We start from the raw sequence: 18633 nt of genomic DNA, 5'->3' as shown, positions 1-18633 counted from the left end.
GGTGGATCAGGGCGCGGCGGGGCGCGTTTCGGTGAGGCTCATGTACGGCGAGACGCTGCTGGTGTGTTCGTCGATGCGAAGTGACGCTCCGACCGCGGGGAACGCGCGCTGGGCGCAGTTGGTCCGCTCGCACACCCGGCAACCGGCGCCGATCGGGGTGACATGCGCCTGCGGTCCGATCTCCAGACCGTCGGAGTAGATCACCCGCGCGGCGTGGCGCAGTTCGCATCCCATGCCGATCGCGAAGGTCTTGCCGGGCTGTCCGTAGCGGGTGGCGCGGCGTTCGACGGTGCGCGCAACCCAGAAGTAGTTCCGGCCGTCGGGCATCTCGGCGATCTGGGTGATGATCTTGCCGGGGTAGGCGAATGTCTCGTAGACGTTCCACAGCGGACAGGTGCCGCCACTGGACGAGAAGTGGAAACCGGTGGCGGACTGACGTTTCGACATGTTCCCGGCTCGGTCCACGCGCACGAACGACCAGGGGATGCCCCGCAGGTTGGGCCGCTGCAGCGTCGAGAGGCGGTGGCAGATCGTCTCGTAGGAGACGGCGTAGAAGGCCGAGAGGCGTTCGATGTCGTACCGGAAATCCTCTGCGGCGCCGTGGAATTGGCTGTAGGGAAGGACGACTGCGGCGGCGAAGTAGTTCGCCAGACCGAGAAGTCCCAGCGCCCGGGCGTCCTCACCGCTGAAGTTCGCCTCGTCGACCAGTTTGTCCAGGAGGTCCTGGTACTCGAGATAGCAGAGCTCGCTGGCGAGTTTGAACGTCCGCTGACCTGCCGAGAGCGACGCGGAGAACTCCAGACGCCGGGCCTCGCGGTCGAACCGGTGCAGGGTGTAGTCCCCGAGGTCGACGCGGCGCACGATGCTGATGCCGTGGACGCTCTCGATGCGGTTCATGATCTCGCGCCGGATGTCGGCGGAGTGCATCCGCATCCGGGTCGTCATCTCCTCGGCGACGACATCGAGTTCGTGAATGTAGTTGCGGCGCTGGTAGAAATAGTCCCGCACCTCCTCGTGCGGCGCGCTGATGGTGCCCCGCATGCTGCGGTCGCCCCGCTCGTCGGTCGCCGCCGCGAGCTGATCGGTGGCGACCCGGTAGCGGCGGTGCAGGTTCACCATCGCCTGGGCCATCTCGGGATGCGACGCGACCATCGCGCTGAGCCCTTGGGCGTCGAGTGCGCCGGGGGAGGCCTCGAGGTCGTCGTCGAGCAGCGCCTCACGCAGCTCGGCGACCAGCCGGACATCGTCCTGGCTGTCGAAGAACCCGGCGTCGACGCCGAAGGCCTCGGTGATCTTGGACAGCACCGACGCGGTCAGCGGACGGGCATCGTGTTCGATCTGGTTCAGGTACGACGCCGAGATCGACAGGGTCTGCGCGAGGGCAACCTGCGACAGGCCGCGCTCGGAACGCAACTGGCGCAACCGCGAGCCCACGTAGGTCCTGCTCATCGTCCACCTCCCGGACAGGTGCTGCCGCGTCGCGCGTCGTTCCCAGGGTACGGTGACCGCGTGCTACCCCTCCTCGGCCGACGCCGCCCGCCGGTAGCGCTGGCCGCGTCGATCGTGGCAGTGGCGCTCGGCCTCGCGGGGTGCGCGGGCGACCCGGGGGAAACGACGGCTCCCCGCGGTCCCGCCGATCTCGTGCTGTCCGAAGCCCAGCTGCCGCCGGGGTACACCTCCGCCCCGCTGTCGGTGGTGGATCTCGTCGCCGGGAACCGGGCCGCCATCGACGCCTCCCGATCGGTGCGCGTCACGCCCGAGTACTGCCGGCCCACCTCCGACGCCGCGCTCAACGACCAGCTGACCGCCGACAACTCGGCGGTGCTGGCCGCCCGTGACGGAGCGACGGGCACCCTCGTCGAACTGGTCACCACCGCATCGCGCGACATCGACGCCGACCGGCTCACCACGACCGGCCGCTGCTCTCGGACCACGACGGAGATCACCACCGGCAACCTCGCGGGCAGTCGGGTGCTCACGGTGTACACCGAACTGCCCCAGCCGGAGATCGACGGCGGGTTGCTGCCAGGGGAGCAGATGCTGCTCACGCGATCCGACGTCACGACGACCCTGCCCGATGGCGGTGTCCGGCGGCAGATCGGGTTCGCCGGGTACGCCGTGCTCGACCGGCCGGCATCCGGGCCGGTGACGATGCAGCTGACGGTGTCGGGTGCGACCACCCGTGCGAGCGATCCGCCGGCCATCCCGGTGGAGCCGATCGAACCGTCGGTGTTCGCGGATCTCTTCGAGACCGCCGTCGAGCGCGTCACCACACCCTGACGGCCGCCGTCCGCTGTCCGCGGACCGTGCCGCACTGGTGTGATGGACATCACTTTCGGGTATCCGGCCGTCGAGGTCGGGGTCCGAGGGCCTCCGAGACCACGGATCGGCTCGACTACTCGTGAGTAGAAAATCCCAGTACGGACGTACTTTTTGGCGGAAGTAGACCCTGCGTTCACAGAACTATATTTGCAAACTTTGCAAACAGGTGGCGAAAAATAACCCATATTTACACGCTTCGAGGGTTGGACCTGCGGGTTTGTGTTGTGGCACCCTTGCTGCAGGCACCACCGATACCACGTCGACGGGTTCGCAAACCTCGGCCGAGACTGACGCCGATCGCGATCACACACCCCAGACGAGGACATCGGCTGTCTGTCAGCAGAGAGGTTCCGGCGGCGCGCCGGGCCGTCGCCCCGATCCGGTCCCCGGTCGGGACGAGCAGGACAACGAAAGCGAAGCAGCCAATGAGCAACGTCGGAAAGCCCCGTACCGCCGCGGAGATCCAGCAGGACTGGGACACCAACCCGCGCTGGAAGGGCATCAAGCGCGATTACACCGCCGAGCAGGTCGCCGAGCTCCAGGGCTCGGTCGTCGAGGAGCACACCCTCGCCCGCCGCGGCGCCGAGATCCTGTGGGACGGCGTGACCAAGGGTGACGGCAGCTACATCAACGCCCTGGGCGCTCTCACCGGTAACCAGGCCGTGCAGCAGGTCCGCGCCGGCCTGAAGGCCGTGTACCTCTCGGGTTGGCAGGTCGCCGGTGACGCGAACCTGTCCGGCCACACCTACCCCGACCAGTCGCTCTACCCGGCCAACTCGGTCCCGAGCGTCGTGCGTCGCATCAACAACGCGCTGCTGCGTGCCGACGAGATCGCCCGCGTCGAGGGTGACAACTCGGTCGACAACTGGGTCGTGCCGATCGTGGCCGACGGTGAGGCCGGCTTCGGCGGCGCCCTCAACGTCTACGAACTGCAGAAGGCCATGATCGCCGCGGGTGCCGCCGGTACCCACTGGGAAGATCAGCTCGCGTCGGAGAAGAAGTGCGGCCACCTCGGTGGCAAGGTGCTCATCCCCACCCAGCAGCACGTCCGCACCCTGAACTCGGCTCGTCTCGCCGCCGACGTCGCCGGTGTCCCCACCGTCGTGATCGCCCGCACCGATGCCGAGGCCGCGACGCTGATCACCTCCGACGTCGACGACCGCGACAAGCAGTTCGTCACCGGTGAGCGCACCGCCGAGGGCTACTACCACGTGAAGAACGGCATCGAGCCGTGTATTGAGCGTGCGAAGTCCTACGCGCCCTACGCCGACATGATCTGGATGGAGACCGGTACCCCGGATCTCGAGCTGGCCCGCAAGTTCGCCGAGGCCGTCAAGGCCGAGTACCCCGACCAGCTGCTGTCCTACAACTGCAGCCCGTCGTTCAACTGGAGCAAGCACCTCGACGACAGCACCATCGCGAAGTTCCAGAACGAGCTGGGCGCCATGGGCTTCACCTTCCAGTTCATCACGCTGGCCGGCTTCCACTCGCTGAACTACGGCATGTTCGACCTGGCCTACGGCTACGCCCGCGAGCAGATGTCGGCGTTCGTCGACCTGCAGAACCGCGAGTTCAAGGCTGCCGAGGAGCGCGGCTTCACCGCCGTCAAGCACCAGCGTGAGGTCGGCGCCGGCTACTTCGACAACATCGCCACCACCGTCGACCCCAACACCTCGACCGCTGCTCTCAAGGGCTCGACCGAGGAAGGCCAGTTCCACTAGGAACTCGCCACCGTCGTGATCTAGGCGAACCAGGCAGGCGGTCCGCGGCTTTCGCTGCGGGCCGCCTGTTGGCGTATCCCGGGCTCGGCGCGTGCCCGGAGGGTCACCCATGTTCTTGCGAAATCGGTTCTTGCCGAGGACGTTTCCACCCGAGGAGCCGACATGACAAACCAGAAGATCTCCCGCGTCGGCGTGGTGGGGGCAGGACAGATGGGCGCGGGGATCGCCGAGGTGTGCGCGCGGGCCCACGCCGACGTGCTCGTCTACGAGCACAGCCGAGAACTCGTCGTCGCCGGTCGCGCCCGGATTCTCCGGTCACTCGATCGCGGTGTGTCGAGCGGCAAACTGACCGAACGCGAACGCGACCAGGCGTCGATGCGACTCCGCTTCACCACTGACCTGGGCGACTTCGCCGATCGCCACCTCGTGTGCGAGGCCGTCGTCGAAGACGAGGCGGTCAAGACCGAGATCTTCGCCCAACTGGACAAGGTCGTGACCGACCCCGGGGCAGTCCTGGCGTCGAACACATCGTCCATCCCGATCATGAAGCTGGGCATGGCAACCCAGAACACCGCCCGCGTCATCGGCATGCACTTCTTCAACCCCGTACCGGTTCTCCCGCTGGTCGAACTCGTCACCACCCTGACGACCGCTCCGGAGATCGTCGAGCGCGCCGAGACCTTCGCCCACGACGTGTTGGGCAAGCAGGTGGTCCGGTCGGCCGATCGATCCGGATTCGTCGTGAACGCTTTGCTGATCCCGTATCTGCTCTCATCCATCAGGATGGTGGAGAGCGGTGTCGCGACCGTCGACGACATCGACAAGGCCATGGTCCTCGGGTGTGCGCACCCGATGGGTCCCCTCAAGCTGGCCGATCTGGTCGGACTCGACACGATCAAGGCCATCGCCGACCGGATGTACGAGGAGTTCAAGGAGCCGCTCTACGCACCGCCTCCGCTGCTCTTGCGCATGGTCGAGGCGGGGCGACTGGGCAAGAAGGCCGACCACGGCTTCTACCGGTACGCCTGATCGACGCCGGTCCGGCGGGCCCTCTGGGGTGACGTGTGTCACGAGTGTTAGCAAGATGCTTGCATTTGTTAGCACAGCGTGGATACTGGTTATCGGAAACACCAATACCGATGGCGCCGCGGTTCCCTTATCTCGCGCGGTGTGAGCCGAATCGAATTGGCTTGCAACACCGACCGTTTCGAGGCGGCAGGCGACGGATTGTTCCGACATGCGCCCGGCGAAGTCGCCGAGATCAACGAGACCGCATGTGCTGCAGCGCGATTGGTGACCCGACCGAAGGAGTCCACTGTGACCACCACCGAACGTAACTACGCCCCCCTCTATGCCGCCGTCGGCGCCGGCGACTACGCCTTCGCCCAGGTGACCGAGAAGCTGACCGAACTGCGTGAGCGCACCGAGGCTGCTGCCGAGACCGCCCAGTCGCGTCTCGAGGCCCGCTACGCCGAGACCAAGACCCTGATCACGGATCTGCCCGAGACCGCCCAGACGCGTTTCGACGAGGCCAAGACCCGCATCGGCTCGCTGTCCGAGGAGGTCCCGAGCGACCTCGACGAGCTGCGCGGCAAGCTGACCGCCGAGGAGCTCAAGCGCCTCGCCGACCCCTACGTCGAGAAGGCCTACGGCTTCTACACCTCGCTCGCCGAGCGCGGCGAGGCCACCCTCGAGCGCCTGCGCACCAAGCCGCTCGTCCAGGAGAACCTGTCGCGCGCCGAGAAGGTCTACAACGACGCCGTCGACCTGACCGAGGACGCCCTCGGCGTCGTGTCGACCCAGACCCGCCTCGTCGGTGATCGTGCGGCGAAGCTCGCCGGCCGTGCGAGCGAGCAGGTCGAGGACGTCGCCGTCGCGATCGAAGAGGCCGGCAGCAGCGTCAAGGAGCAGGCCGACGACGCGGCCAAGGAGATCGACGGCGCCGCAGGCACTGTCGAGGCCAAGGGCCGTGCCGCCAAGGCTTCGCCGGCCAAGAAGGTCGCCGAGGCCAAGGACACCCCGGTGCCGGCCGTGAAGAAGACCGCCGCCAAGAAGGCGCCGGCCAAGAAGGCCCCGGTCAAGAAGCCGACCACCGCGAAGTAACTCGCACACAGTCGCATTCGGCAACGCCCCCGCTTCCGGCGGGGGCGTTGTCGTGTGTGGGGGGCGCCTTCGACTCGGGACGAGGTCCCTGACCTGCGGTGGTGTTTCCGTCCCGCGGTGGTCTTTCCGTCCCGCTGATGAGATCTGATCAGCGGGAGGGAAATGGGACCGCGGGACTCAGCTCATCAACTCGAACTTCTCCAGCCATGGCCGGAGCAGGCCGATGAAGGACCCGTCCTCGAGCATCGACCAGGTCCAGCGCACGACGACGGGGCCCAGCGCGCGGATCTCGTCCTCGCGCAGCTTCTCCTGCAGCACGACGTCGGCCACCGTCATCCCTGATGGCCGAAGGCGGCCGTATTTGACCATGCCGTCGAACTCCCCGACGAGCTTCGCCCCCCAGTCGAAGTCGACACGGTAGACGCCGCTCCGCGCACAGTACTCGCGTTGCAGTCGTGGAGCAGGCAGGCCGGCCTCGATCATCTGCGCCCGACTCCACGATTCGCCGACGCTTTCGGCCGCCCCATCGGCCAGTGCCAGCGCACGCCGAGCCACTCGACCTCCGCGCCGACGACGAGAGGCGAGCATCCGGCCCATGAGCTCACGATCGGCGCCTGCTCGAAGTGCCTGGTCGAAGGCGGTGAGGGCCTGTGCGAAGTCGCCCCCGGCCGCTACATCGACAGCGGTTCGCTCGATTCTGGTGACGGGTATTCCGTCGACGACGGCGAGCTCGTCTGCCGTCAGGGCGGCGGCGTGAACGTGACGATGCGTCGCGATGAATCCGCCGGCCTTCTTGCCGTTGGTGACGTGAACGCGTTCGGTGGCGGGCTTCAGCAGCGGAATGCCGAGCACCGCGGCGGCCGAGACGTGACTCAGTGGCAACTGTGGTGCGCTCGCCGGCTGTGACGTGGCGATCGCGACAGACTTGAGGCGGTGCAACTCCTGGTCGCCTTCGTGCCCGGCGAAGTCGTCGGATGCCGGCACGTAGACGCCGGGGATGAGCCGGATCAGGTCCCCGGCGGATACCGCTGCAGCAAGCAGGTTGTCGGAGAAGGCCGCATCGAGTGCGGCGCCGCGACGGATCAGACCGTAGCGGTCCAGTGGGTAGCTGGTCATCTCTATTCGACGCAGCGGAGGGCGTCTCGGCTCCATCGGGTTTTCCCCAACCTTCCCGCGGTCCCGCTTCCGTCCCGCTGATGAGATCCGATCAGCGGGACGGAAACAGCACCGCTGGAGCGAGACTCCGCGACGGCGCCGGTCAGGGCGTCCGGATGGTGAGGACCGCGAGCGCGCCGTCGTCGCTGCGGTAGGTGTGCGCAACATCGGACAGCCAGTGCAGGGATTCGCCCGGCCCCGCCGCGCGTTCCTCGCCGGCGCGACCGGCCCGGAGATGGCCGCTGACGACATGTACGTGCTCGACGACGCCGGGCCCGTGCGCGGGCGACTCCCTGGTCCCGCCCGGGCTGACGCGCAACCAGAAGACCTCGGTGACCGAGCCGTCGTCGTGATGCTCGACGTGCAGCACCCGGGCGGCGAGGTGGGGGCCGGCGCCCTCGACTCCGGATTCCTCGCCCAGGAGGGCGGACAGCGGCACGCCGAGCGGACCGGCAATGGCGTACAGCGTGTCGAGGGTCGGATTTCGTTGTCCACCTTCGAGTTCGGACAACGAACCCTTGCCGATCCGCGCTTCCCGGGCGAGGCCTGACAAGCTCAGGCCCCGCTGCTTTCGGATGGCGGAGATCCGGGCCCCGACCGCGCGTCGTCGATCCTCGCCGGGTGTCATCGTCCTCGTCTCGTTCGCGTCGCTGCCGACATCCACTGTTCTGTTTACGGAACGATACCGCTATGCTCGCGACATGACCAGTCCCGCGCCGCGGGCTCGCAGTGAGCCGATCATCGCCGGAGTCGTCACTTCCCTGGTCGGTTTCACCTCGTCGTTCGTCGTGGTGGTCACCGGCTTGCGGGCCGTGGGCGCCAGTCCGGCACAAGCCGCGTCGGGTCTGCTCGTGCTGACGATTCTGTTCGGACTCGGATCGATTGCGCTGTCGCTGCGCACCCGCCGACCGGTGACACTGGCGTGGTCGACCCCGGGCGCGGCACTCCTCGTGTCGGCGGGTGCGTCCTACGACGCCGGGTGGGCGGCGGCGGTCGGGGCGTTCCTGGTGGTGGGGTTGCTGATCCTCGCGACCGGACTGGTCCCCGCACTCGGCGAACTCATCGGCCGGATTCCGACGCCGATCGCCCAGGCCATGCTGGCCGGCGTGCTGCTCACCCTCTGCCTCGCGCCGATGACGTCGCTGGCCGCACAACCGTGGTCGACACTTCCGATCCTCGTCGTGTGGCTCCTCGCAATGCGGTGGCTGCCCCGGTGGGCGCTGCCACTGGCCTTGGTCACCGCGCTGGTCGTGATCGGGGTGAACCTCGCCGTCGACGGATACGACGGCTGGGAGGGTGAGACGTGGTGGCCGCAGTTGGTCTGGACGACACCGACTTTCGACGCGACGGCGATCGTCGGACTGGCGGTCCCGCTCTACATCGTCACCATGGCCTCGCAGAACGTTCCCGGGGTGGCCGTGCTCAAGTCCTTCGGCTATGAGACGCCCTGGCGTCCGGCGATGTTCGTGACCGGCACGGGAACCGTACTCGGAGCGCCGCTTGGCGGACACGCCATCAACCTCGCGGCTCTGTCCGCGGCACTGGCCGCGGGTCCGGAGGCGGGCGCCGACCGATCACGGCGATGGATCGCCGGTGTGGCGACGGGGTCGACGAGCCTCGTACTAGCGGTGCTGTCGGGTGCGCTGGTCGTCGTCACGGCGATCGCGCCGGACGGACTGCTCGAAGCCGTTGCGGGACTTGCGCTCCTGGCCACGTTCGTGGCCGCGATCATGGGGGCGTTCGAGAAGCCGGAGTTCCGCATTCCCGCGGCACTGGCGTTCGTGACCGCGGCCGCGGGCGTCACCTTCGGGGGGATCGGTGGCGCGTTCTGGGCGCTTGTCGTCGGGCTGGCGGCGCACGGGGTGCTCAGTCGGCGCCCGGTTCCTGCTCCCTGATCCGAAAGAACCGCATAACCCCTGGTCCCTGAGGTGCGAGGAGCGCAAGCGACGAGCCACGAAGGGCCTGGCGAGGCGAGTTGCGAAGACCCTTCGTGGCTCGCTTCGCTCGCACCTCAGGGACCAATAAGTGTGTGGCTCTTTCGGATCAGGGACCACTTGGTGTGCGGCTCTTTCGGATTGGGGAGCGGAAATTCAGTCCGCGGCGGCGAGTCGTCTCTTCTCGGCCTCGACGTCGAAATCGGCGGCAGGCCAGTCGAGGTCGAGGCGAGTGAGCGCGTCGATGAGTAGTTCGCACACCGCGAGGCGCGCGAACCACTTGCGGTTCGACGGGATGACGAACCACGGCGCGGAGTCACGATCGGTCAGGTCGAAGATGGCCTGATACGCCTCGAGGTAGTCATCCCAGTGGCCGCGTTCGTCGACATCGCCCGGGTTGTACTTCCAGTACTTGTCCGGTCTTTCGAGGCGCGCGGCGAGGCGGCTCTTCTGCTCGTCCTTCGACACCACGAGGCAACACTTGACGACGGTGGTCCCGCCGGCGACGAGTTCGGACTCGAACTGGTTGATCAGGTCGTAGCGTTTCTCCCACACCGACTGCGGGACGAGGTTGTGCACCCGGACGGGGAGGACGTCCTCGTAGTGCGACCGGTCGAAGATCCCGATCCGGCCCGCGGGCGGCAGGGCGCGGTGGATACGCCACAGGAAGTCGTGCTGCAACTCCTCTTTGGTGGGTTTGCCGAACCCTTTGATCGACAGACCCTGAGGGTCCATCATCCCGCCCACGTGGCGCACGATGCCGCCCTTGCCGGCGGTGTCCATGCCCTGCAGCACGAGCAGAACCGAGCGGTGGTCACCGGCCCGCCCGTTGGCGTACAACAACTCCTGGAGATCGGCGAGAACCTCGCCGCGCTGCGCGAGCAACTCCGTGCCGGAGGCCTTGTCGCCGTCGAAGCCCGGCGTCGTCTCCGGGTCGAACGACGCGATCGGCCCGATGGCCCCGACGCGCAGGGCATCGGCGGCGGGAGTGGTCCAACCAGCGGTCATGGGGTCCTCTCGGGGTCGGATGCGGGCGCCGGATCGGCCGGGGGTGGGAACAGCGGCCCGCCACCGAACGCCGTGCGGTGTGAATCCGGCGGCGTGCCATCGTTGTTCACGATCCCATAGGCGGAACCGAGTTCGGCGGTGACGAGCGTGCGGCCGCTGAGGTCGGACAGCCCGGGATCGCCCGCCAGCCGGGAGATGACCCGGCCGACGAACTCGGGGTCCTCCGCGCGGGCGAGCGAGAAACCGGCGAATTCGTCGACGCCCAGCGACAGCAACAGCTCGGTGCGGATCAGGCCGAGCCACAACGAGATCGAGCTGACGCCGGTGCCCCGCAGCTCCACCGCCATGTCCGCGGCCATCTTGTCCAGGGCGGTCTTGCTCATCCCGTACAGGACCGAGTGCAGATGACCGCGCGAGCCGAACGACGAGATGTTGACGATGAGACCGCGGCCGGCGTCGGTCATGAGCCGGGCCGCGTGCACCGAGGCCACGTAATGCGCTCGCAGTCCGACGCCGATCAGGGTGTCCCAGTCGTCGACCGGTCGCTTCCAGAACGGGTCGGAGAACCCGCCGAAACCCTTCGGCGCGGCCCACGCGTTGTTGACGAGAAGATCCAGACCGCCTGCGCCGGTGGCGATCTCGTCGAACACCGCGGCCACCGCGGCGTCGTCGGTGTGATCGCAGGGCAACGCGCGAGCGCCGTCGGGGCCGGTTCCCTGTCGCGACGTGACATACGTCGTCCACCCGTCGTCGATGAGCGCACGAGCGATGCCGTACCCGACGCCGCGACTGCCGCCGGTGACGAGAGCGACGCGCGTCATCAGGCGCCGGGGGTCCCGGAGGCGGGATCGGCGGGCAAGGGGTCGGCGGGTGGGGGATCGAAGAGCGCAGGCGGCGCCGCCAGGAACTTCTCCCGGGACCCGTTGACCTGCCAGACACCCACGACCGCGCTCCAGACCATCATGGTCAGATAATCCACGACTTCGTCGGCGCTGAGGGTGCGTTTGGTCATCCACCAGTCCACGACGTGCTGGATACCGCCCACGAGCGCGTGCGACCAGAGCTCGGCGCCGGTGGTGTCCGCGCCGCGTTCGGCCATCCGCAGCTGGATGTTCCCCATCACCAACTGGGTGACAAGTCGCACCGAATCGGCGGGCGCCGGGGACGAGGTGGGTGAACTGGCCAGGGCGAACCGGTACAGCTGCGGTTCGTCGTCGACGGCGTGCACGTACACCCCGATGATGGTGTGGGTGAGCGTGTACTCGTCGAGATCGTCGGCGATCGCCTCGGTCAGCCGCGGATAGATCGTCGTCTCGAAGAACCGCACCGTCGTCGCGACGCCGAGGTCGCTCTTGTCGGCGAAGTAGCGGTACAGGACGGTCTTGGAGACGCCGATGTGGGCGGCGATCTCGTCCATGCCGACGTCGGCGCCCAGTTCACGGACCGCGGCGATGACACCGTCGGTGAGTTCGGTGCGTCGGGCGAGCTTGTGCTTCTCCCACCGCTGTTTGCGACCGTCGGGTTTGGCGCCGGTCTCGGCGACCGACTCGGTGACCGTCGTCAGGACCTGTTCCAGCCCGCGCGTCACGTTGGCCGCGGCCGCCACTGCGGCGCGCGCGGCCGCGGCGGGATTCGGGCGGTTGGCCATCACGCAGCCAGCGTAGTCGCTCGATGGGTGACACTGGTTCCATGGCATCGACAGTCATCCCAGGAGTCGCCGGTCAGCACGACGGTCCGCCGGCCACGGCGTCCGCGCCCGGATTCGGCGGGAACAGCGCCGGCGACGAGGGCAGACGCAGGGACCTTCGCAAGATGAAAGCGGTGGCCACCGGCTTCCTGGTCTTCGCCGCGATCGTGTATCTGTTCACCCGCTACCTCGAGCATCGCGACGGCGCCGACGTCGCGGCCTGGGTCGGCTACGTCCGCGCGGCCTCCGAAGCCGGGATGGTCGGCGCGCTGGCCGACTGGTTCGCGGTGACCGCCCTGTTCCGCCACCCGCTGGGCATCCCGATCCCGCACACGGCCCTGATCCGCAAGAAGAAGGACGACATCGGCGAACAACTCGGCGGCTTCATCGAAGAGAACTTCATGACGCCCGATGTGGTGGTGTACCGAGCCGAGCAGCTGGATCTGCCCCGACGGTTGTCGACGTGGGTCGCCGACCCGCGCAACGCGCCGCGGGTGAGTGGCGAAGCAGCCCGCGCGATCAAGCTCGCCGCGGAGATGCTGCGCGACGAGGACGTCGAACAACTCATCCAGGCCGCTCTGAAGTGGGCGGCCGAACCCCAGTGGGCGCCGCCCACCGGCCGCATCCTCGAACAGCTGATCGCCGAGGATCGTCTCGAGCCGGTGTTCCAGCTGCTGTGTGACCGGGCTCATGAATGGGCGGTCGGCAGCCAGGATCTGATCGATCGGGTCGTGGACCGGGACGGACCCCAGTGGACGCCTAAGTTCGTCAACAGTCTGGTGGGGGACCGGATCTATCGCGAGCTCGTCGACTTCACCTACAAGGTGCGAGTGGATCCCGATCACGAATTGCGGCGTGCCATGCACGAATTCGTGGAGAAGTTCGCCGATGATCTGCAGCACGACCCCGAGATGATCGCCAAGTTCGAGGCTCTCAAGCTCGAACTGGTCGGGCGCGACGAGGTGACCGGTGCCGCGTCGACGGCGTGGCAGACCGGCAAGGCCGTCATCGAGGAGATGCTGTCGGACCCGAACAGCACGCTGCGGAACACGTTGTCGGACTCCATCATCCAACTCGCGGAACGTGTCCGCGACGACCGGCCGCTGCAGGAGAAGATGAACGGCTGGGTGGCGCGGGTCGCGCACCACGTCGCCGCGAACTACTCACAGGAGATCATCTCGGTCATCACCGAGACCGTGCGCGGCTGGGATGCCGATGACACGAGTCGCAAGATCGAACTACAGGTCGGCCGCGACCTGCAGTTCATCCGGATCAACGGCACCGTCGTCGGCGCACTCGCCGGGCTCGTCATCTACTCCACCTCGGTGCTGATCTTCTCCTGACGCATCGTCCGCGGCGTCGAACCGGGAGTTTGCTGTGTGCTTGCACGGGCTAGCACTGGTGTTGATACTGGGAGAACGGGCCGAAAGTCGGACACATCGCCGAACGTCGGGCCCCACCATGAGAACGGAGCGCTGATGCAGTCCGAGAAGGATGAAGCGTCCCAGGACGCGGACCACGCCTCGGTCGCCGACTGCGCCGCACCGGGTGAAAGCTCTACTGCTGACCGCGTTTCCGGCGTCGAGGTGGCCGGTGACGACCCGGATTCGACGACCCCCATCGCGGTGGAGGCGGTCGAGGCCGTCGCCAACGCGGCTCAGGACATCGGTGCGTTCATCCGGTCCCAGCGGGTCGCGGGCAAGGTCTCGCTGCGCCAGCTCGCCGAGCGGGCGGGCGTGAGCAACCCCTACCTGAGCCAGATCGAACGCGGCCTGCGGAAACCGTCGGCGGAAGTGCTCGCCCAGATCGCCAAGGGTCTCCGCGTGTCGGCCGAGGTCCTGTACGTGCGGGCGGGGATACTCGAAGAACGGCCCGCGAGCCCGGTCCGTGATGCTCTCATCGCAGATGACTCCATCAACGAACGTCAGAAGCAGATGTTGCTGGAGATCTACGAGTCGTTCCGGAAAGAGAACACGATCGAGTCGACCGGCAAGGAGTAGTTGATGAGCGAGAACCCGTTGACCACAGCCGTGGGGCAGGTGGCTGCCTTGCTCGCAGACGTGCGTGAGCGCGGCGAGGCCGCGAGCGAGCAAGCCCAATCGAAGCTCGTCGAGACCGTCGGGTCGACCCAGGCGAAGGTCGCCGACGCGCAATCCAAGATCGCCGAGACCGTCGAGAACACCCAGTCGAAGCTGGTCGAGACGGTCGGTTCGACACAGTCCAGGCTCGAGGCGCGGATCACCGGTTCGCGGGACGACGCCCAGGCCCGGATCGACGAGGCGCTCGCCACGGCACTGGCCATCTTCGAGGAGGCGAGGACCAAACTGTCGGCGCTGCCGGTCGAATTGCCCGCCGAGATCGAGGATCTGAAGGCGCGGTTCTCCCCGGAGGAACTGCGCAAGGTGGCCGAGGCGTACCTCGCGGTGGCCGCGGGACTGCTGACCGCGCTGGCGGAACGACGCGACGAGGCGGTGGAGAAGCTCAAGTCACAACCGCTCGTCGGCGAGAACCTGCCGAAGCTCGAGAAGGTGTACAACGACGCCGTCGGTCTCACCGAAGACGCGCTCGGAACGATCTCCGAGCAGACGCGGGCGGTCGGCGAACGTGCGCTGAAGCTGGCGAACCGGGCCGACGATGCGCCCCGCGACGAGAAGCCACGCATCGAGCCGCCGGTGAAGTCGGAAGGCGACATCGTTCCGCCGGCGAAGGCCGCGACGAAGGCGGCACCGGCGAAGAAGGCGGCACCCGCCGAGAAAGCCGCGGTCACGACGGCGCCGGCCAAGGAAGCGGCGAAGAAGGCATCGCCGGCGAAAGAAGTGGCGAAGAAGGCCCCGGCGACAAAGACTTCGGCGACCAAGGTCCCGGCCAAGAGTGCGCCGGCCAAGAAGACGCAGGCCAAGAGCGCTCCGGCGAAGAAGTCGGCGACGAAGAAGGCGGCGCCGGCCAAGGCGCCCGCCAAGAAGGCCGCCGCCGTCAAGGGCCCGGCCGAGCGGGCTGCCGCGAAGACCGCCGCCAAGAAGGCACCGGCCAAGAAGACCCCGGCGAAGAAGGCTCCGGCGAAGAAGGCTGCGACCACACAGACCGCGGCCAAGAAGACCCCGGCGAAAAAGGCCGCCGCGAAGCAGACCCCGGCCAAGAAGGCTGCTGCCGAGAAGGCCCCGGCGAAGAAGGCGTCACCCGGCGCCGAATGATCGTCGACGGGCCGGGTGACCGCACCGCGTCGTAGGGTGTCGCAGCAAACGGCACTCGCGCGACTACAGTGTTCGACGTGGACTTCTTCAGCGTAATGGCCTACGGCCAGAGTCTGATCATGCTGACGCTCACGGTGGTCGCGGGCATCGCCTCGACCGTCGCGCTCATCCACGCCGCCATCCAGCGGCCCGACGCCTTCCCGGCGGTGGATCGGCAGAGCAAGGTCATCTGGGTCTCGATCCTCGCCGCCGCGACCCTGTTCATCTGGTTCTTCGGTGCGGTGAACTTCCTGGGCATCATCGGAGTGGTCGCGATGCTCGTCTACCTCGTCGACGTACGCAAACGGGTCGACGACATCCAGGGCAAGTCCTGGTTCAGCAAAAGGGCCTGACGCATCGTGGCGGAGTATCGGATCAACGACCTGGCGGAGGCATCCGGGGTCAGCGTTCGCAACATCCGGGTCTATCAGGACCGCGGACTGTTGCCGCCGCCCACCATTCGCGGACGCGCCGGTTGGTATTCCGACCAGCACCTCGTCCGGCTGAACCTGATCTCGCGCATGCTCGAGCGCGGTTACACCTTCGCCACCATCAGTGAGCTGCTGCACGCGGCGCATCACGGCATGCGGGTGGAGCAGATCCTGCGCGGCACACCGAAGGGCGGCCGGTTCCGCAACTTCAAGCGCGCGGCGACGATCACCATCACCGAGTTGCGCAAGACGCTGAACGCCAGCGACCGGTCGATCGCGCTCAGCCAGAAGCTCGGACTGCTGGCGAAGGACGGCGCGCACTACGCGATTCGCAACCCGGAATTGCTCGAGGGGGCCGAGATCCTGGTCAAGAGCGGGGTCGACATCGATGTCCTGCTCGACCGGTGGGTCCGCGTCCAGGAAGACCTCGAAGATGTCGCCACCAGCTTCGTCTCGATCATCACCGACAAGTACTTCGACGAGAACCTCCCCGACCTGGGCGAGGCCGGCGTCAGCGAGATGGCCGACCTCATCCAGACGGTTCGGCCCATCGCCCACGAGATCGTCGAGACGACGTTCCGCAAGGCGCTCGACGAGCAGATCTCCAAGGCGATCGGGGAGGCGGCGACCTACTTCGACGCCGAGGTGCCCCCGCCGGTCCTGCCCGCCGGCGAGGAGTCGGAGCCGGCACAGGCGGACTATGAGACAACGGACGTTGGTACATTGAACCCCGAGACGGGGCGCTGAGCCGGATTCGGTGCCTTGCAGAGGACCAGTGAGGTCCTCGACAGGTGAGGAGTGCCGGATGAACACGAAGTCAGTGGCCAGTGCGGGCAGCGTTGCCACCGCGATCGGGGCGGGCGTGGTCGCGCTGGGAATCGGAACCGTCTTCGCGCGACTCGCGCGCGAGGCACTGCAGGCCGAATTCGCCGTCGACGACGGCCCGGACGATCTCCTCACCCGCCCGGACAACGCCCCGCAACGTCTCGAGGTCCCGACCGCGGACGGGGCCCGGCTCAATGTCGAGGTCTACGGTGACCCCGACGACCCCGGCGCCGACGACCCCGGCGACGTCATCGTGATGGTCCACGGCTGGACCTGCAACACCGCCTACTGGTACCCGCAGATCAACCACCTGGCCGCCTCCGAGGGCGGCTCCCGCCGGGTCGTCACCTACGACCAGCGCGGCCACGGTGGCAGTGAGCGCGGCAACCGCCGACCGACCGTCGCCATGCTCGGTGAGGACCTCGACGCGGTGCTCGAGGCGGCAGTGCCGGCCGGGCGCCGCGCGATCCTGGTGGGACACAGCATGGGCGGCATGACCATCATGTCGTGGGCGGCCCAATACCCCGACAAGGTCGGGTCGCTGGTGTCGTCGGTGGTGCTGGTCTCGACCGCCGCCAAGGCGGTCATGGACAACCACCTGCTGATCCCGGTCGATCTGCCGGCGTACGCCAAACCGTTCGCGCCGGCCGCCGCGAAGATGATCACCTCGGTCCCGGTTCCGATCCCGAAGACGTCCTACGGCGTCCGCTTCTCGCACTACATCGCCCTCGGGCCGCACGCCCGCCGGGCGCACGTCGAGTTCGTCGACGAGATGATCGGCTCGTGCCCGCCGCGCGCTCGGGCCGGATGGGGTTCGGCGATGGGGAAGCTCGATGTGACCGCCGGACTCGAGGCGTTGACGGTGCCGACCACCGTGGTCGTCGGCACCGAGGACCGGCTCACCCCGCAGGTACACGCCGAGCAGATCGCCGAGGTGTTGCGCCGCAACGGTTCGCTGCGAGAGATGGTCGTCTACGACGGCGTCGGACACATGTCGAGCATCGAGGCCGCCGAACGCTTCAACGCCCTGCTCGACGACGTCGTCGCCGAGAGTTCCCGGGAGACAGCGGATCTGAAGGACACCCAGGCGGTCTGACCGGTCTTTCCCGTCACAGACTGCAGTTGACCAGGACCGGCTCGGGCCGCAATGTCACCCCGAACGCCTCGTCGACGCCGTCGCGGACCTCGCGAGCCAGATCGAGGAGCTGGGCGGTGGTCGCGGCGCCCCGATTGGTCAGCGCCAGAGTGTGTTTCGTCGAGAGTCGGACCGCCGCGTCCGGGCCCGGGTGTCCACGGCGGAAGCCCGCCCGTTCGATCAGCCACCCGGCCGACAGTTTGATCGCCGCGTCGGTGTCATCGGTGCCCGCGCGATAGGTGGGGATCGCGACGTCGTCGCCGACGCGCGCCGCGATCCGGTCGAGCACCGCCGGGGCGTCATCGCCCGGCACGATCGGGTTGGTGAAGAACGAGCCGGCGCTCCAGGTGTCGAAGTCCGTCGCGTCGAGCACCATGCCCTTGCCCGCGCGCAGGTCGAGCACGGCTGCGCGCACCGTGGCGGCGTCGACCCGATCGTCCGGTTCGACCCCCACGCGGGTCGCGAGTTCGCGGTAGCGGATCGGCTGGCTCACGCGATCGTCGTTGAGCCAGAACGAGACCGCGACGACCACGAAGTCGTGCCGGTGCTTGAGATTGCTGGTCCGGTAGCCGAGACCGAGCTCGGTGGGGGAGACCCACCGCAGGTTGCCGGAGCGTCGATCGAGGACCTGAACCGATCGGAGGATGTCGGCCACCTCGACGCCGTAGGCCCCGACGTTCTGCACCGGGGTCGCCCCGGCCGCGCCGGGGATCCCGGAGAGGCACTCGAGTCCGCCGAAACCGGCGTCGACCGTCGCGGCGACCAGCTCGTCCCAGCCCACGCCAGCGTCGGCGACCACGTGCGGCCGTCCCGACTCACGGCCCGATCCGAACTCGAGGCGTCGGCTGCCGAGTACGACCGCCGTCCCGTCGAACCCGGCGTCGCCGATGACGAGGTTCGAACCGCCGCCGACGACGAGGACCGGCTCGGACCGTGCATCGAGGTCGAGGATGGTCTCCACGATGGTGCGGGTGTCTTCGCAGCGGATGATCTCGCGCGCGGGCCCACCCAGACGCAGGGTGGTCAGCTCGGCGAGGGGCGCGCTCAGCGGCGCCTGCGTGTCGGTCACGTCCTCAACGTTA

18 protein-coding genes are annotated in these 18633 nt (G+C 67.8%); 11 read left to right on the top strand and 7 right to left on the bottom strand.

Annotation, left to right across the window (positions count from 1 at the left end):
• Window positions 1-6 precede the first annotated feature (6 nt).
• The gene (gene ramB / locus AS181_RS09195) at window positions 7-1449 is read right to left on the bottom strand and encodes an acetate metabolism transcriptional regulator RamB (protein ID WP_058251281.1); all 1443 of its coding nucleotides are present in this window, start codon (window positions 1447-1449) and stop codon (window positions 7-9) included.
• Window positions 1450-1509: 60 nt separating this feature from the next.
• Here ramB and AS181_RS09190 point away from each other — a divergent pair, with 60 nt between their 5' ends.
• The 4 genes from AS181_RS09190 (at window position 1510) to AS181_RS09175 (ending at window position 6146) form a co-directional block, all read left to right on the top strand.
• The gene (locus AS181_RS09190; RefSeq protein WP_058251420.1) at window positions 1510-2280 is read left to right on the top strand and encodes a hypothetical protein; all 771 of its coding nucleotides are present in this window, start codon (window positions 1510-1512) and stop codon (window positions 2278-2280) included.
• A 467-nt stretch (window positions 2281-2747) separates the two neighbouring features.
• The gene (gene aceA / locus AS181_RS09185; RefSeq protein WP_058251280.1) at window positions 2748-4043 is read left to right on the top strand and encodes an isocitrate lyase; all 1296 of its coding nucleotides are present in this window, start codon (window positions 2748-2750) and stop codon (window positions 4041-4043) included.
• 162 nt (window positions 4044-4205) lie between these two features.
• On the top strand, window positions 4206-5072 hold the full coding sequence (locus AS181_RS09180) for a 3-hydroxybutyryl-CoA dehydrogenase (RefSeq protein ID WP_058251279.1): 867 nt from the start codon (window positions 4206-4208) through the stop codon (window positions 5070-5072).
• 288 nt (window positions 5073-5360) lie between these two features.
• Window positions 5361-6146 carry a hypothetical protein gene (locus tag AS181_RS09175; protein WP_058251419.1) on the top strand — a complete coding sequence of 262 codons (786 nt, stop codon included), beginning with the start codon at window positions 5361-5363 and terminating at the stop codon, window positions 6144-6146.
• A gap of 177 nt (window positions 6147-6323) precedes the next feature.
• Here AS181_RS09175 and AS181_RS09170 read toward each other — a convergent pair whose 3' ends face one another.
• Window positions 6324-7262, bottom strand: coding sequence for a hypothetical protein (locus tag AS181_RS09170; protein WP_058251278.1), 939 nt, complete (start codon window positions 7260-7262; stop codon window positions 6324-6326).
• A 142-nt stretch (window positions 7263-7404) separates the two neighbouring features.
• The gene (locus tag AS181_RS09165) at window positions 7405-7929 is read right to left on the bottom strand and encodes a helix-turn-helix domain-containing protein (protein WP_058251418.1); all 525 of its coding nucleotides are present in this window, start codon (window positions 7927-7929) and stop codon (window positions 7405-7407) included.
• Window positions 7930-8002: 73 nt separating this feature from the next.
• Here AS181_RS09165 and AS181_RS09160 point away from each other — a divergent pair, with 73 nt between their 5' ends.
• Window positions 8003-9196 (top strand): benzoate/H(+) symporter BenE family transporter, encoded by a 1194-nt coding sequence (locus tag AS181_RS09160; RefSeq protein ID WP_058251277.1) that lies wholly within the window; start codon window positions 8003-8005, stop codon window positions 9194-9196.
• Window positions 9197-9391: 195 nt separating this feature from the next.
• On the opposite strand, the gene AS181_RS09155 is transcribed toward AS181_RS09160, so the two are convergent.
• The 3 genes from AS181_RS09155 to AS181_RS09145 are packed head-to-tail and all read right to left on the bottom strand — an operon-like array spanning window position 9392 to window position 11891.
• Window positions 9392-10243 (bottom strand): PPK2 family polyphosphate kinase, encoded by an 852-nt coding sequence (locus AS181_RS09155; protein ID WP_058251276.1) that lies wholly within the window; start codon window positions 10241-10243, stop codon window positions 9392-9394.
• Window positions 10240-11064 carry an SDR family NAD(P)-dependent oxidoreductase gene (locus AS181_RS09150; protein WP_058251275.1) on the bottom strand — a complete coding sequence of 275 codons (825 nt, stop codon included), beginning with the start codon at window positions 11062-11064 and terminating at the stop codon, window positions 10240-10242. Before AS181_RS09150 ends, AS181_RS09155 begins: the two co-directional genes overlap by 4 nt.
• Window positions 11064-11891 (bottom strand): TetR/AcrR family transcriptional regulator, encoded by an 828-nt coding sequence (locus AS181_RS09145; protein WP_175401099.1) that lies wholly within the window; start codon window positions 11889-11891, stop codon window positions 11064-11066. The genes AS181_RS09150 and AS181_RS09145 overlap by 1 nt, the downstream gene beginning before the upstream one ends.
• Before the next feature lie 41 nt (window positions 11892-11932).
• Here AS181_RS09145 and AS181_RS09140 point away from each other — a divergent pair, with 41 nt between their 5' ends.
• From AS181_RS09140 to AS181_RS09115, 6 genes are all read left to right on the top strand, one after another.
• Entirely contained in the window at window positions 11933-13273 is a 1341-nt protein-coding gene (locus AS181_RS09140; RefSeq protein ID WP_058251273.1) for a DUF445 domain-containing protein, read from the top strand.
• A 135-nt stretch (window positions 13274-13408) separates the two neighbouring features.
• Window positions 13409-13930 (top strand): helix-turn-helix domain-containing protein, encoded by a 522-nt coding sequence (locus tag AS181_RS09135; RefSeq protein WP_058251272.1) that lies wholly within the window; start codon window positions 13409-13411, stop codon window positions 13928-13930.
• Between the two features lie 3 nt (window positions 13931-13933).
• Window positions 13934-15121 carry a hypothetical protein gene (locus AS181_RS09130; protein WP_058251271.1) on the top strand — a complete coding sequence of 396 codons (1188 nt, stop codon included), beginning with the start codon at window positions 13934-13936 and terminating at the stop codon, window positions 15119-15121.
• Between the two features lie 68 nt (window positions 15122-15189).
• On the top strand, window positions 15190-15513 hold the full coding sequence (locus AS181_RS09125) for a DUF2516 family protein (RefSeq protein WP_058251270.1): 324 nt from the start codon (window positions 15190-15192) through the stop codon (window positions 15511-15513).
• Window positions 15514-15519: 6 nt separating this feature from the next.
• Window positions 15520-16338: a MerR family transcriptional regulator gene (locus tag AS181_RS09120; RefSeq protein ID WP_058251269.1), complete on the top strand. Its 819-nt coding sequence runs from the start codon at window positions 15520-15522 to the stop codon at window positions 16336-16338.
• A gap of 58 nt (window positions 16339-16396) precedes the next feature.
• A complete protein-coding gene (locus AS181_RS09115; protein ID WP_058251268.1) occupies window positions 16397-17512 on the top strand; it encodes an alpha/beta fold hydrolase in 1116 nt (371 codons plus the stop codon).
• 13 nt (window positions 17513-17525) lie between these two features.
• On the opposite strand, the gene AS181_RS09110 is transcribed toward AS181_RS09115, so the two are convergent.
• Complete coding sequence (locus AS181_RS09110) at window positions 17526-18620, bottom strand: UDP-N-acetylmuramate dehydrogenase (protein WP_058251267.1); 1095 nt, start codon at window positions 18618-18620, stop codon at window positions 17526-17528.
• Between the last annotated feature and the right edge of the window lie 13 nt (window positions 18621-18633).

Origin of the sequence: Gordonia sp. SGD-V-85, assembly GCF_001456905.1 — a bacterium.
Classification (GTDB): Bacteria; Actinomycetota; Actinomycetes; order Mycobacteriales; family Mycobacteriaceae; genus Gordonia; species Gordonia hongkongensis.
Note: the sequence above shows the minus strand (reverse complement) of the source record. Positions and strands in the feature narration are given on the sequence as shown.